Genomic DNA, 15,352 nt, shown 5'->3' on the forward strand with positions numbered 1-15,352 from the left:
CACGTGCGCAGGGCCTGCGCGGTCGTGACCGCGTCCTCCTCGAGCACCGTGAAGTGGTCGCCGGGAATATCGGCGGTGCCGTGCGGCACGGGCCAGAAGGCCCGCCAGTCCCGGGGCCCGTCGGTGCGGGTGCCGGGCAGCGGAGTATCCGAGCGCAACAGGTGGATCGGCGTGCGCACCGGGGTGGCGCGCCAGTCCAGGAACAGCCGGTTGTAGGTGCCCATGGCGGTGAGCCGCTCGTCCTGCACCGCCATATCGAAACGGTCGACGCGCGCGAGCATGCCGCCGATCATGGCCCCGGTCCACCATTCCATGCCGGGTTCCAGCGCCGCCTCGACCGGATAGCTGTCCACGAGCAGCAGCCCGCGTGGCGCGTGACCCTCCGACTCGAGGGCCGCGGTGACCGCGTGCGCGACACAGCCGCCCATGGAACGACCCAGCACCACGAACGGACGATCACCGACCGCCTCGATGAGCGCCTCCACACCGAGCCGGACCAGGGTGTCGACCGAATCGGGCAGGTCATCGCTACCCGCGGTGAAGCCCGGCGCGGGCACGACGTACACATCGCGTTCACCGCGCAATTCCTGTGCCACGCGCGAGTATTCGTGCGGACCGGAGATCGCGCTCACCGCAGGGAACGCCACCACCACTGTCTCTCCCGGCCCCTGTGCGAGCCGGATCGGAGCCAGCGCGTGCCGTGCGCGCTCGTCCACGCCGAACGTGGTGCGCGCGTGCGACGCGGCAACGAGCAACTGCGCGGCCTCGAAGTGCTTTCCGGCGTCGTGCATTCGACGGTGGATCGCGGACAGGCCCGCACTCACGGCGCCGACCGCCGCGGCCGGTTCCGGAGAATCCCCGACCTGCCCGCCGAGGAACTCGGCGATGGCCTGCGGCGTCGGATAGTCGAAGGTGAGGGTCGCGGGCAGGCGCAGCCCGGTCACCCGCCCCAACCCGTTGCGCAACTCGACGGCGCTGAGCGAATCCAGCCCCAGTTCGATCAACGCCCGGTCACCGGCGATGGTATCGGGAGACGGATGAGCCAGCGCCACACCGACTTCGGCGCGCACCAGGTCGAGCAGGGCACCCTCCCGGGCCACCCCGTCCAATGCCGCGATCGCGCGCAGCACCGATCCGGAATCCGCGTTTCCGGCCGCGGTGCGCCGCCGTACCGGCACCAGCGACCGCAGCACCGGCGGCAGCGCATCGGTCCGCCGCGCCAGTGCCCGCCCATCGAATCCGGCCGCGATGACCACGGCGGGGTTGTTCACGACTACTTCCTCATGACCGCCCGCCACCGCGGTGAGGTCGTCAGCGGTCGCTTGCGCGGCGATGGCCGCCGAGGACCCGGCGGGATCGGCCGCGGCCGCGTCGAGCAGTGCCAGCGCGGTCGCCGTCGGCAGGGCTCGCAGCCCGTTTCTGGCTATGCGCGCACGGTCGGTGGCCGAGAGCGCCGCCGTCGTGCCGCTGGCGCGTTCCCACAGGCCCCAGGAGATGGACACGGCGGGTAGGCCGAGTGCACGTCGTTGTGCGGCAATGGCATCGAGTTCGGCGTTCGCGGCGGTGTAGGCCGCTTGGCCCGGACCGCCGAGTTGGGCCGACACCGAGGAGAAGAGCACAAATCGGGACACGGTGGGGAGTGCGCGAGTGAGTGCGTCCAGGGTGCGGGCGCCATCGCTCTTGGGCACCGCGACAGCGGCGATTCGTTCGGGGGTAAGGGTTTCGAACAGCCCATCGTCGACCAGGCCGGCGGCATGGATGACGGTGGTCAGCGGCCGGTCCCCCGGGATGTCCGCCAGAACCTCGCGCAGCGCGGCGTCATCGGTCACATCGAGAGCCGCGAGAGTGACCGCGGCACCGGCGGATTCGAGCTCCGCGGCCAGTTCCGCAGCGCCCTCGGTGGCCGCGCCCCGGCGACCGCCCAGCACCAGCGACCGAACCCCGTGTGTGAGCACCAGGTGGCGTGCCACCTCCGCGCCGAGTCCGCCGAGGCCACCGGTGATCAGCGTGGTGCCCGTGGTGTCCCAGCTCGAGATCTCCTCGGCGGCGGGCGGATCCCAGCGCCGCAGCCGGGGTACCGAGACCCGCCCGGCCCGCACCGCGGTCTGAGTGTCGCCGTCGCCCGCCGCGTGCACGGCCGCGGCGAGCGCGAACCAGGACTCCGGCGCGTCATCGATATCGCTGAGCAGCAACCGATCCGGATGCTCGGCCTGCACCGACCTGACCAGCCCCCACACCGCGGCGGCGGCCGAGTCCGGCACTTCGGTTTCCCCGAGGGCGACCGCGCCACGGGTGAGCACGACCAGCGGCACCGTGATGGTCGCGGGATCGGCGAGCCAGCGCTGTAGCACCGGCAGCAACGCATCGACGTCGGCAACGGCGACTATCGCGGCGTCGGCGGCGGAATTGCTTCCCACCGTCGCCGCGTCGGTGATCGGGTGGCGTCCAACTGCCGGACCATCGGCGGCGTCGTCTCCTGCAGGCTTGCCGCCGGCGGGGCTGTTCTCACCGGTCTGGATGTCGCCGGGACCGGCCGCGAAAAGCCGGCCATCGCCGAGACCGCCTCCGACAGAACCGCTTCGGGCGAGACCACCGTCGATACCCTCGCCGTCGGCTTCGGCGCGGTGGCCGCTCGCGCGCAAGGCGTCGAGCACCGGCCGCGAACCGGCGCCGCCGTCGAGGACCAGCCAGTGCGCCGGGCCGGCGGTGGCGGCGTTGTCGGACCAGACGACCTCGAACAGGGTGTCGCGCAATTCCGCACGGGACGAGCGCAATTGGGCGGTGGATACGCGGCGTGCCACCAGGCTGTCGATACTCAGGACCGGCGCGCCGGACGGGTCGGCGGCATCGATGGCGACCGTGTCGGGACCGGTCGATGCGATGCGGACCCGCAGTGCCGCGGCACCGGCGGCGAATATCCTGACCCCGGTCCAGGCGAAGGGCAGGCGGTTCTGCCCGGGCGGCACATCGGCCAGCGCTCGCAGGGCGGGGAGATGGACCGCCGCGTCGAGCAGGGCCGGGTGAACGGCGAAGCCCTCGGGCCGGGTGCCCGCCGTTTCGGGCAGTTCCACTTCGACGAAGAGCTCGTCGTCGCGCTCCCAGGCGCGGCGCAGTCCCTGGAAGGCGGGACCGTAGGCGAGGCCCGTCGCCAACAGCGTGGGATAGATGTCCGTCACATCGACGGACGCGGCTCCCGGTGGCGGCCAGACGCCGAGATCCGCTGTGCTCGCCGGGTTTTCCGGACCGATCACTGCGGTCGCGTGCCTGGTCCAGGCATCGGCGGCGCCGCCGAGCGGCCGGGAGTGGATCGTGACGGCGGAGGTACCGTCCCCGTTCGCGCTCACCGCGACCTGGAGGTCGACGGCGGCCTGGCCGAGTACCAGCGGGGATTCCACGATCAGTTCCTCGATCGAGGGCAGCGTGGCTTCCTCACCCGCGCGGGCCACCAGGTCGAGTAGGGCGGTGCCCGGCACGATCACCGTGCCCAGGACCGCGTGGTCGGCCAGCCACGGATGAGTGCGCAACGACAACTGCCCGGTGAGCAACAGTCGGTCGCCTTCGGCCGCCGTGATCACCGCCGACAGCAGCGGATGGTCCAGGGCCGCCGCTCCGGCCGCTCGGCCGGTCCGAGTCCCGGCGACGGGTTCAGCCCAGAAGGTCTGCTGCTGAAAGGCATAGGTGGGCAGGGTGATACGGGGGGCCGGGGGAACGATCTCGGCCCAGTCGACCCGGTGGCCGTGCGAGTGGACGACACCGGCGGCGGTCAGTACCGTGGCCACCTCTGGCCTGCCCCGGCGCACCAGCGCCGCCACCGCGACCTCGTCCTCGGTATCGTCCTCGGTCAGGGTTGCCGAGATCAGCGGTGCGAGTACCGAATCGGCCCCGATCTCGAGGAAGACTCCCACGCCCTGCGCGCGTGCCGTGCGCACCGCGTCGGCGAAACGCACCGTGCCGCGCAGATGCCGGACCCAATAGTCGGGCTCGGCCAGCTCGTCGCGACCGGCGACCGCGCCGGTGCTGTCCGATATCAGCGTGACCCCGTCGGGTTCGGCGAAGTCCAGTTCGGCCACCACACTGGCGAATTCGTCGAGCACGGGTTCCATCAGCGGTGAGTGGAACGCGTGCGAGACCGCCAGCCGCTTCACCCGCCGCCCCGATCCGGTGAGTTCGGCGGCGACCGCCACCACCGCGTCCTCGACCCCGGACACGACCACCGCGTCGGGCCCGTTCACCGCGGCGATCGACACCCGCGGCGAGTCCTCCAGCGCCACAGCGGCGCCGTCTCCGGCGTGCGCGACGCTGCTCGCCCGGGCGGCCACCGCGTCGATGACCGCACGCACCTCGGCCTCGGTGGCCTCGATCGCGATCATCGCCCCGCCCGCGGGCAAGGCCCCCATCAATCGCGCGCGGGTCGCGACGAGCCGCGCGGCATCCCCGAGCGAGAGCACCCCCGCCGCGTGCGCGGCCACGATCCCGCCGATGGAATGCCCCGCGACAGTGCGAATCTCGACACCCCAGGACACCACCAGCCGATACAGGGCGGTCTCGAACGCGAAGATCACCGGCTGGGTGTAGAGGGTCGAATCGATGAGACCTTCGGTTCCCGCCGCGCCGAAGGCGACATCACGCACCGGATACTCCACGGCCGCACCGAGATAGCGGTCCAGCGCGTCGACCGCCGCGTCGAAGGCCGCCGCGAACACCGGAAAACGTTCGTACAGCGCGGCTCCCGCGCCGGCGCGCTGGCTACCCTGCCCGGCGAAGACAACACCGACCGCCCCGGTGGCGGCCGTGGTGAGCGCCGCCGTGGAGGTCGCGTGCCCCCGCGCCAGCGCTTCCAGGGCGGTGGTCAGCTCCCCTCGCTCGGCCGCCACGACGACCGCCCGGGTGTCGTGCGCGACCCGGTCTCTTACCAGCGCCGAAGCGATCGAGGCCGGTTCGGCCGTGGTCCCCGAAACGAATTCGGCGAGCCGTGCTGCCTGCGCGCGCAAACCGTCCGCGCCCCTGCCCGACACCACGAACGGGAGCGGCCACGCGCCTGGCGACCCGGCATCCGGGTCCGGGCTGCCGTCCACGGCCCCCGGCAACCCGTACGAACCCACCGGCGGCTCATCCGCGATCGGTGCGATGGCTGCGTGCGTATCGGCACCCGAGCCCACGAGCGGCGACGGCCCGGCGGCGGACGAGGCGGAAGGTGGTTCCGGGGCAGTCCCATCCACGTCGGCCGGTGATCCGGTCGCGCCTTCGAGCGGCTCGTCGACGGCCTGTTCGACGATGACGTGTGCGTTGGTGCCCGAGACCCCGAAGGCGGAGACTCCCGCGCGCCTGGCTCGGCCGGTCTCGGGCCAGTCGCGTGCCCGCGAGAGAAGTTCGACGCGGCCAGCATCCCAATCCACGAGTGTGGACGGCGTACCCAGATGCAGGGTTTCGGGCAGGTGGCCGTGGCGGAGGGCCTCGACGAGTTTGATCACACCCGCGACGCCCGCGGCGGCCTGGGCGTGCCCGATGTTGGACTTCAGGGAGCCGAGCAACAGCGGTTCACCCCCGGTGCGTGAGCCATAGGTCGCCAGGATGGCCTGGGCCTCGATGGGATCCCCGAGCACGGTGCCGGTGCCGTGCGCCTCGACGGCGTCGACGTCGCCCACGCCGAGCCCGGCGTCGGCGAGCGCCTCGCGGATCACGCGCTGCTGGGCCGGCCCGTTGGGTGCGGTCAGGCCGTTGGAGGCGCCGTCCTGGTTGATCGCACTGCCGCGGACCACCGCCAGCACCTGATGGCCGTTGCGGCGAGCCTCCGAAAGCCGCTCCAGCAGTACGATTCCCACCCCTTCGGACCAGCCGGTGCCGTCGGCGTCGTCGGAGAACGCCTTGCAACGCCCGTCCGTAGCCAGTCCGCGCTGGCGGGAGAACTCGGTGAACCCGATCGGAGTGGACATCACCGACGCGCCGCCCGCGACGGCGAAATCGACCTCCCCCGCCCGCAGCGCCCGCACCGCGAGGTGCAACGCCACCAGCGACGACGAGCACGCCGTGTCGACGGTGACCGCGGGGCCCGCGAAACCGAAGGTGTAGGCGATCCGGCCCGAGACCACGCTGCCGAGATTGTTGATCGCGAGGTAACCCTCGAGCTCCTCGGGGACGGGGTCCAGGCGCGAACCGTAGTCGTGCCCGGCGAGTCCGGCGTACACACCGGTGCGACTGCCCTTGAACGCGTGCGGGTCCAGGCCCGCGCGTTCGAACGCCTCCCAGGTGACCCGGAGCAGCAATCGCTGCTGCGGGTCCATCGAGAGCGCCTCGCGGTGCGAGATGCCGAAGAATTCGGGATCGAATTCGCCCGCACCGGTGAGGAATCCGCCGTGCCGGGCATAGGAGGTGCCGGGCACGTCCGGGTCCGGATCGTAGAGCGCATCCAGATCCCAGCCACGATCGGCGGGGAAGGGGCCGACCGCGTCGCCGCCGCCCGCCACCAGCTCCCACAGCTGTTCGGGCGAGGCGATCCCGCCGGGCAGCAGGCAGGCCGTGCTCACGATGGCGATCGGTTCGCGGGTGCGGGCCTCGATCTCGTCGAGGCGCTGTTGCAGGCGCTGTTCCTTGGCGATGGAACGCTTGAGGTATTCACGGAGTTTGGCTTCGGTGGCCATCGCGGTCAGTTCCTGTCTACCAGGTCGAATAGTTCGTCGTCGGAAGCGGAGTCGAGGTCGACCTCGGCTCCGGGTGCGGCGAGGCGATCGGCGAGCGAACGCAGTCGCTCGGCGACCGATTCGGTGCCGGCCGCGCCGCCGATCAGCAGTTCCTCGAGCGCGCGCAACGCGTCGTCGGCATCGATCGGGCCGCGGTCGGCGCTGCCCGCGCGGGGCAGGGCGGTGGCGATGTACTCCGCGACGGCCGCGGGAGCCGGATGATCGAAGATGAGCGTGGCGGGCAGCGCGAGTCCGGTCGCGGTTCGCAACCGGTTGCGCAGGTCCACCGCGGTCAGCGAGTCCAGGCCCAGTTCACGGAAGGCGCGAGTGGCCGGAACATCGTCGGCACCGCCGTGTTTGAGCACGGCCGCGGTCTCGGCCCGCACCAGTTCCAGCACCGCGCCACGCCGCTCGGCGTCGTCGAGGCCGGAGAACCGATCCAGGACAACCGGACTCGTCGTTTCGACGATGTCGCTCGAGGCCGGCGTGGGCCGGTCACCCCGGCGCGATGCCGAGCGGTCCGCGTCGATCCAGTACCTGCTGCGCTGGAACGCGTAGGTGGGCAGCTCGATTCGGTGTCCGTGTCCGTGCAGCAGCGTCTCGGCGTCGACGGCCAGGCCCCGGCTGACCGCCGTGGCCACCGAGAGCGCGATGCGCTGCGGGCCGCCTTCGTCGCGGCGCAGGGTACCCACCACGACCGTGGCGGGGGTGCCCACCTCGGCAATGGTCTCCTCGAGGACCGAGGACAGCACCGGGTGCGGGCCGATTTCGACGAAGGCCCGGTACCCGCCCGCCAGCAGCACCCGGGTGGCCTCCTCGAATCGCACCGTGCCGCTGATGTTCTCGAACCAGTACTCCCCCGTGAGCTCCGGTCCGTCGAGCCAGTCCGCCGATACCGTCGACAGCACGGGAATGGTCGAGGCGACCGGGCGTACCGGGGCGAGTTCGGTGTGCAGGGTGGCCCGCAGGTCGTACATCTGCGCGGAGTGTGAGGCGTAGTCGACCGCCACTCGCCGGTTGCGCACACCCTGGGCGTCCAGCCGGGCCAGTACCTCCTCGACGGCCGCCACCGCCCCGGAGAGCACCACCGAGGTCGGGGAGTTCACCACGGCCAGCGAAATTCGGCCGTCGTACTCGGCCACCAGTTCCGCGGCGTCCGCCGCGGACAACGAGACCGCCGCCATCGCGCCGTGTCCGGCATGAGCGGCAATCGCCCTGCTGCGCAAGGCGACCACGCGCGCACCGTCCTCGAGCGAGAGCGCACCGGCAACCACCGCCGCGGCGATCTCCCCCTGCGAATGGCCCACCACCGCGTCCGGGCGGACGCCGTGCGCGATCCACACCTCCGCGAGCGCGACCATGATCGCCCACAGTGCCGGTTGGACCACGTCGACCCGGTCGGTGTCGATCTCGGCCCGCCCGAGCAGGACCTCGAGCACCGGCCAGTCGACGAACGGCGTCAGCGCTCGCGCGCACTCCTCCAGCCGGTGCGCGAAAAGCGGAGTGGTGCGGTACAACTCGGCGGCCATACCCGGCCACTGGCCGCCCTGACCGGGAAACACGAACACGGTCCGCCCGGTCACGTCGGCGGTACCGGTGACCACGTGGGCGGGCAGCGCCGCCCCGGAGGCCAGCGCTTCGAGCCCCGCGCGCAGCTCTGCCGCATCCCCCACGATCAGTGCCCGCTCGGCGAGCGCGGCCCGCGAATCCCACAGGGTGCGCGCGACATCCGCGTCGTCGAGTTCGGGCCGGGCCCGCAGATAGGTCGCCAGCGCGACCGCCTGCCCGCGCAGAGCGGCGGCATCGTGCCCGGACAGCACCCACACCACCGGGGCCGCCGAATCCGCTGTCGCTGATTCGGTCGGCGACGCCGCACCGGTCCGCAACGAATCGTCCGCGTCGGCGCTCGATACAGCCGTGGCATGCTTCGGGATATCCCCCGAAACGGTGCCGAGTTCCAGCGCTGTCGGCTCTTCGATGATGACGTGGGCGTTGGTGCCGCTCACTCCGAACGAGGAGATGCCCGCCCGGCGCGGCACGGTCCGCGGCTCCCACGGCCTGGCCTCGGTCAGCAGGCGTACCGTGCCGGCCGCCCAGTCCACGTGCGGTGTGGGCTCGTCGACGTGCAGCGTCCGCGGCAGCCGTCGATTGCGCAGTGCCAGAATCATTTTGATGATCCCGGCCCCACCGGCGGCGGCCTGGGTGTGGCCGACATTCGACTTCAGCGATCCCAGCCACAGTGGCCGGTCCGGGGCGTGTTCGGCGCCGTAGGTCGCGATGATCGCTTCGGCTTCGATCGGATCGCCAAGCCTGGTGCCGGTCCCGTGCGCTTCCACCACGTCGACCTCGCTCGCGGTCAAGCCCGCGTTGGCCAGCGCCCGGCGGATCACGCGCTGCTGCGCGGGACCGTTGGGCGCGGTGAGACCGCTCGACGCACCGTCCTGGTTGACCGCCGACCCGCGCACCACCGCCAGCACCGGGTGGCCGGATCGCTGTGCGTCGGAGAGCCTTTCGAGCACGAGCATGCTGACCCCCTCGGCCCAGCCGGTCCCGTCGGCGGCGGCCGCGAACGCCTTGCAGCGGCCGTCGGCGGCCAGTGCGCGCTGGCGGGAGAACTCCACGAAGGTGGCCGGGCTGGCCATGATCGCCACACCGCCCGCCAGGGCCAGGTCGCTCTCCCCGGACCGCAGCGACTGCGCCGCCAGATGCAGCGCTACCAGCGAGGACGAGCAGGCCGTGTCGACGCTCAGCGCGGGCCCCTCGAAACCGAAGGTGTACGCGATACGGCCGCTGGCGATGCTGCCGGCGCTGCCGTTGACCAGGTAGCCCTCCAGATCGGCGGGCGCGTCCTGGATGTGCGGGGCGTAGTCGTGGTACATGGTGCCCGCGAACACCCCGGTTCGGCTGCCGCGCAACGAGGTCGGATCGATGCCGGCGCGCTCCAGGGCCTCCCAGCTGGTTTCGAGCAGCAGTCGCTGCTGCGGATCGGTGGCCAGCGCTTCGCGCGGCGAGATGCCGAACAGTCCCGCGTCGAAATCGGCGGCGTCCACCAGGAATCCGCCGTGCCTGGTGTAGGAGGTGCCGGCGCGCTCGGGATCGGCGTCGTAGAGCGATTCCAGATCCCAGCCACGATCGGCCGGGAACTCGGAGATGGCGTCCCCGCCGGTGTCGAGCAGTCGCCACAGCGCGTCGGGTGTCTCGATACCGCCGGGCAGGCGCAGGGCCATGCCCACGATGACGATGGGATCGGTGTCAGCGGCGTCCACCGTGTGGGCGGCGGGACCGGTCTCGACCGTACCGACCAGCCGCGTGTGCAGGAGTTCGGCAATCGCCTGCGGGGTCGGGTGATCGAATGTCAGGGTGGCGGGCAGCCGCAATCCGGTCGCGCTCGCGAGGCGGTTGCGCAGTTCCACCGCGGTGAGCGAGTCCAGGCCGAGGTCGGTCAGGGCGCGGTCGCCCCGGATTCCGACGGGGTCCGGATGATCGAGCGCCACGGCGGCTTCGCGGCGCACCACATCCACCAGCAGCGCCCGCTGTTCCTCGGCGGATCGTCCACGCAGCTGGGCTGCCAAGCCCGACTCCGGCTCGCGGACAGGCGATTCCGCCCGGCGGCGCCGGGTCCGCACCAATCCGCGCAGGAGTGGGGGCACGGTGGCGCCGGGCCGCTCGAAGGCCGACAGGTCCAGGGGCGCGGGGGCCAGCAGCGGTGTATCGCGGTGGAATACGGCGGCATCGAACAGGTCGAGGCCGTGCTCGGCCGACAGCGGGCGCACGCCCTGACGAGCCAGTCGCGCCCGGTCCGCATCCGTGAGATGCGCTGTCACGCCGCTCGATTCGGACCACAGACCCCAGGCCAGCGAGACGGCGGGCAGCCCGTCCGCGTACCTGCGGGCCGCCACGGCGTCCAGTCCGGTGTTGGCGGCCGCGTAGGCGGCCTGCCCGGCGGTGCCCAGCAGCCCGGCGACCGAGGAATACAGCACGAACGCGGACAGCCCGAGGTCGCGGGTCAGCTCGTCGAGTAGCTGTGCCGCCACCAGTTTCGGTGCGAGTACCGCGTCGAATCGCTCGTCGGTCACGGTATCGAGCACTCCGTCATCGACGATTCCGGCCGCGTGCACCACGGCGGTGAGCGGATGCGCCGGGGTCACCGCCGCCAGCACACGGGCGACGGTCTCACGATCGCCGAGATCGGCCGATACCACCAGCACCCGCGCGCCCAGTCCGCGCAGCTCGGCTGCCAGTTCCGAAGCTCCGGGCGCACCGGCTCCCCGCCGGCTGGCCAGAATCAGGTGCCGAACACCGTGGCGCCGCACCAGATGCCGGGCCAACAGCGCACCCAGACCACCCGTGCCGCCGGTTATCAGCACGGTGCCCTCGGGGTCCCACGTGCGTGGCTCGGCGGCTTCCCGCGCCGGCCGGGGTTCCGCGGCGATGTCCTCCCGCACCGATCGGGTCTCGGCGGCCGTGCCCGCGTGGACCAAACGGGGTACGTACGCGCGGCCCGCGCGCAACGCGAGTTGCGGTTCCTCCTCGGCGGCGGCCAGCGCGCGGGGCAGGATGTCCCGGGACTCGGCCGCGTCATCGGTGTCGATCACCGTGATCGTTCCGGCGCGCTCGGTGGCGGCCACCCGGGCCAGGCCCCAGATCGGGGCGGCATCGGAATCCGGGCGGTCGTCGGCGGTGACGGCAATGGCGTTGTGGGTGAGCAGTATCCGAGTGTGCTCGGCCGGCTCACGCAGCAGCGCCAGGGCCGCGTGTACAGGTGCGTCGAGATCGATGGAATCCCAGACCCGGTGTTCGCCGGCCGATGTCGCGGTCGGCAGTGCGTATTCCACCCATGCCGTCTCGTACAGACCCTCCTGTGCCGGAGCGTGCTCGGTCCGGGCGGCGCGCAGCACGAGGTTGTCGACCGAGAACACCGGTGCACCGGCCGGATCGGTGGCGAGCAGGTCGCTCAGCCCGTCCGCGGTGACGGTGAAGCTCACTCGCAACGCCGTTGCTCCGGCCGAATGCGCCCGGAATCCGTTCCACACGAACGGAATGCGCGGTGCGGCAGGTTCCTCGGTGGTGAGCGCGACCGGGTGCAGGGCGGCGTCGAACAGCGCGGGGTGCACAACGTAGCCGGTCGGGTCCGCGAGCCCGGATTCCGGCAGGGCGATCTCCGCGTAGCGGGTCTGCCCACGCCGCCAGAGGGCGCGCACCCCCTGGAAGGTGGGACCGTAGTCCAAGCCCGTGGCCGACAGCCGGGAGTAGGCATCGGTGAGCTCGACGGGTTCGGCGCCCGCGGGCGGCCACGAATCCGGCACCGCCGCAACGGCCCTCGCCCGGGAGCGATCGAGCCGGCCGGCCGCGTGCCGGATCCACGGTGCGGTCGGGTCGGCAGGCGGGCGCGAGTGGATCTCCACGACGTGATGCTCGTCGACCCGGTGCGCGCTGACCTGGACCTCGACACCGGACTCGGTGGTCAGCACCAGCGGCGTCTCGATCACGAGTTCGTCGACCGCGTCGACACCCACCGCGTCCGCTACGTGCACTGCCAGCTCCGCGAGCGCGGTCCCCGGAACATAGATCCGCCCGGCGACGACGTGTTCGGCCAGCCAGGGCTGATCCGCGACGGACAGCCGTCCGGTCGCGACAACGCCCGCGCCGGAGGCGAGGCGGACGGTGGTGGCGAGCACGGGATGCTCGCCACGGCTCGGCTCGGTGGCCGCGGTGGTGGTCGCCCAGAATCGCTCGTACCGGAATGCGTAGGTCGGCAATGTGATTCGTCGCCGCGGCGACACGATCGCGGTCCAATCGACCGTATGACCGTTGGCGTGCACGGCCGCGGCCGCGGACAGCACCGTGGCGATCTCGTCGCGCCCGTTCCGGACGGCCGCGACCGCGACCGCGGGGTCGGGGCTCTCGGCCAGGACGGCGGACACCATCGGCGTGAGCACCGCGTCCGCGCCGAGCTCGAGGATCACTCCGACACCTCCGGCCCGCAGCGTGGCGACCACGTCCGCGAAGCGGACGGTGCCGCGCATATGCCGCACCCAGTACGCCGGGTCGGACAGTTCGGCGGCGGTGATCGCCGCACCGGTGAGATCCGAGACGAGCGTGCGCGCCAGGGATTCGGTGACGGTCAGCGCCGACACCACCTCGGCGAACTCCGCCAGCACGGGATCCATTGCCGCGGAATGGAAGGCGTGTGACACCACGAGCCGTTTGACCCGTCTGCCCCGGCCGGAAAGCCCCGCCGACACCGCGAGCACCGCCTGCTCGGCGCCGGAGATCACCACCGCGCGCGGGCCGTTCACGGCCGCGACCGACACCGTCTCGCCTGCGCCCGCCTGCTCGATCGCCGCCCGGATCTCGTCCTCCGCGGCTTCGACGGCGACCATCGCGCCGCCTTTGGGCAGCGCGCCCATCAACCGGCCACGGGCGGCGACCAGGCGGGTCGCGTCCGGCAGCGACAGTGCGCCCGCCACGTGCGCGGCCACCACACCGCCGATGGAATGCCCTGCGACCGTGCCGATCTCGATGCCCCACGATTCCAGCAACCGGAACAACGCCACCTCGACGGCGAAGATCACCGGCTGGGTGTAGGTGGTGTCGTCGATCAGTCCGGCCGTGCCCGGCGCACCGAAGGCCACCTCCCGAATCGGGAATCGCACCGCCGCGCCGAGGTGCTCGTCCAGCAGCGCCACCGTCGCGTCGAAAGACTCCCGAAAGGCGGGAAACCTCTGGTAGAGAATCTTTCCCACACCCGCGCGCTGGCTGCCCTGCCCGCCGAAGACCACGCCCACCGTGCCCTTGGCGGCCGCGCCCACCGTCACTCCGGCCCCCGGTGTTCCCTCGGCCAGCTCCGACAACGCCGCGATCAGGTGGTCACGATCGGCGGCTGTGACCACCGCCCGCGCGCCGAAGGTGACGCGATCACGAATCAAGGCTGACGACAGGGACTCCAGGTCCGCGTCACCGACGCCAGCGAGGTGGCGCACGAGCGCGTCGGCTTGCGCGTACAGAGCAGCGTCCGAGGTCCCCGAGACCAGGAACGGCAGCACCTGCCCCGACGACTCCGGCTCCCCCGCTGCGGAATCGACAGGTGGCGCGCCCGGTGACTCCGGCTGCGCCGCCGACGAATCGACGGGCCGGCCACTCGGCGACACCCGCTGCGACACTCCGGACTCAGCGAGCCGATCACTCGGCGATGCCGACTGTGACGGCGGCGAATCAGCGAGTGGCGCACCCGGTGATTCGGGAGCCGGCTCGGGGTCGGTGGCCTGCTCGAGGATCACGTGGGCGTTCGTGCCGGACACGCCGAAGGCCGAGACGCCCGCACGCAACGGCCTGCCGCCGGCAGTCCACGGTCGCGACCGGTTTACCAGTTCGACCTGTCCGGCGGTCCAATCGACAAGGGTGGACGGCTTTTCCGCGTGCAGGGTCGCGGGCAGTGTCTCGTGACGCAGCGCCAGCACCATCTTGATCACACCGGCCACCCCCGCCGCGGCCTGGGTGTGGCCGATATTGGACTTCACCGCGCCGAGCAGCAGCGGTTCCGCACGGTGGCGGCCGTAGGTTGCCAGCAGGGCCTGCGCCTCGATCGGGTCGCCGAGTTCGGTGCCGGTGCCGTGCGCTTCGACCGCGTCCACTTCGGCGGCGCTCACCCCGGCATCGGCCAGCGCCTCCCGGATCACCTGTTGCTGGGCGGGGCCGTTGGGCGCGGTCAACCCGTTGGACGCGCCGTCCTGGTTCACCGCGCTGCCCCGGATCACCGCCAGCACCTCGTGACCCAGCCGCCGGGCGTCCGAAAGGCGCTCCACCAGTAGCACGCCCGCGCCCTCACCCCAGCCGGTGCCGTCCGCCCCGTCGGCGAACGCCTTGCAGCGGCCGTCGACGGACAGCCCGCGCTGCCGGGAGAACTCGACGAAGATCGCCGGGGTGGACATGATCGTCGCGCCGCCCGCGACGGCGAAATCCACCTCGCCCGCCCGCAACGCCCGCACCGCCAGGTGCAGGGCGACCAGGGAGGACGAGCACGCGGTGTCGACGGTGAGCGCGGGTCCCTCGAAACCCAGGGTGTAGGCGATGCGACCGGACAGCACGCTGGCCGCGGTGCCGGTGACCAGGTAGCCCTCCACATTGGCCGGCACGCTGCCACTGCCGGTCACGTAGTCCTGGCCGTTGGTGCCGACGTATACCCCGGTGCGACTGCCGCGCAGCGACCGCGGATCGATGCCCGCGCGTTCGAACGCCTCCCACGTCGTGTGCAGCAACAACCGCTGCTGCGGATCCATCGCCAGCGCCTCGCGCCGGGAGATCCCGAAGAAGTCGGGATCGAAATCCGCTGCGCTGTCGAGGAATCCACCGTGCCGCGTGTAGGCCGTGCCGGGATGATCGGGGTCCGCGTGGTAGAGGTTGGCCAGGTCCCAGCCGCGATCGTCCGGAAACTCGGACAGGGCGTCCCGGCCGGCGCTGAGCAGATCCCAGAACCGTTCCGGGGTGTCGGCCCCGCCCGGGAATCGGCAGCCGAGCGCGACGATCGCGATCGGCTCCTGCTGGGCGGCGGTGACCTCCTGCAATTGCTGCCGGGTCTTGTACAGTTCCTCGCTCACCCGGCGCAGCAGGTGCCGGATCTTGTCGTCGCCGGTGGCGTCGTCAACAGCGTTCACAGCGGTGCCTTTCACTATTCG

At 71.9% G+C, this 15,352-nt stretch carries 1 protein-coding gene and 1 pseudogene; both read right to left on the reverse strand.

Annotated elements, in window-relative coordinates; genetic code table 11:
• Positions 1-32: 32 nt before the first annotated feature.
• Positions 33-6,638 (reverse strand): annotated as a pseudogene (locus tag ACWIGI_RS31910) (type I polyketide synthase); the annotation flags it as partial.
• Between the two features lie 5 nt (positions 6,639-6,643).
• The gene (locus ACWIGI_RS31915) at positions 6,644-15,331 is read right to left on the reverse strand and encodes an SDR family NAD(P)-dependent oxidoreductase (RefSeq protein WP_454206616.1); all 8,688 of its coding nucleotides are present in this window, start codon (positions 15,329-15,331) and stop codon (positions 6,644-6,646) included.
• Positions 15,332-15,352 lie beyond the last annotated feature (21 nt).

This window comes from Nocardia sp. NPDC055321, assembly GCF_053645575.1.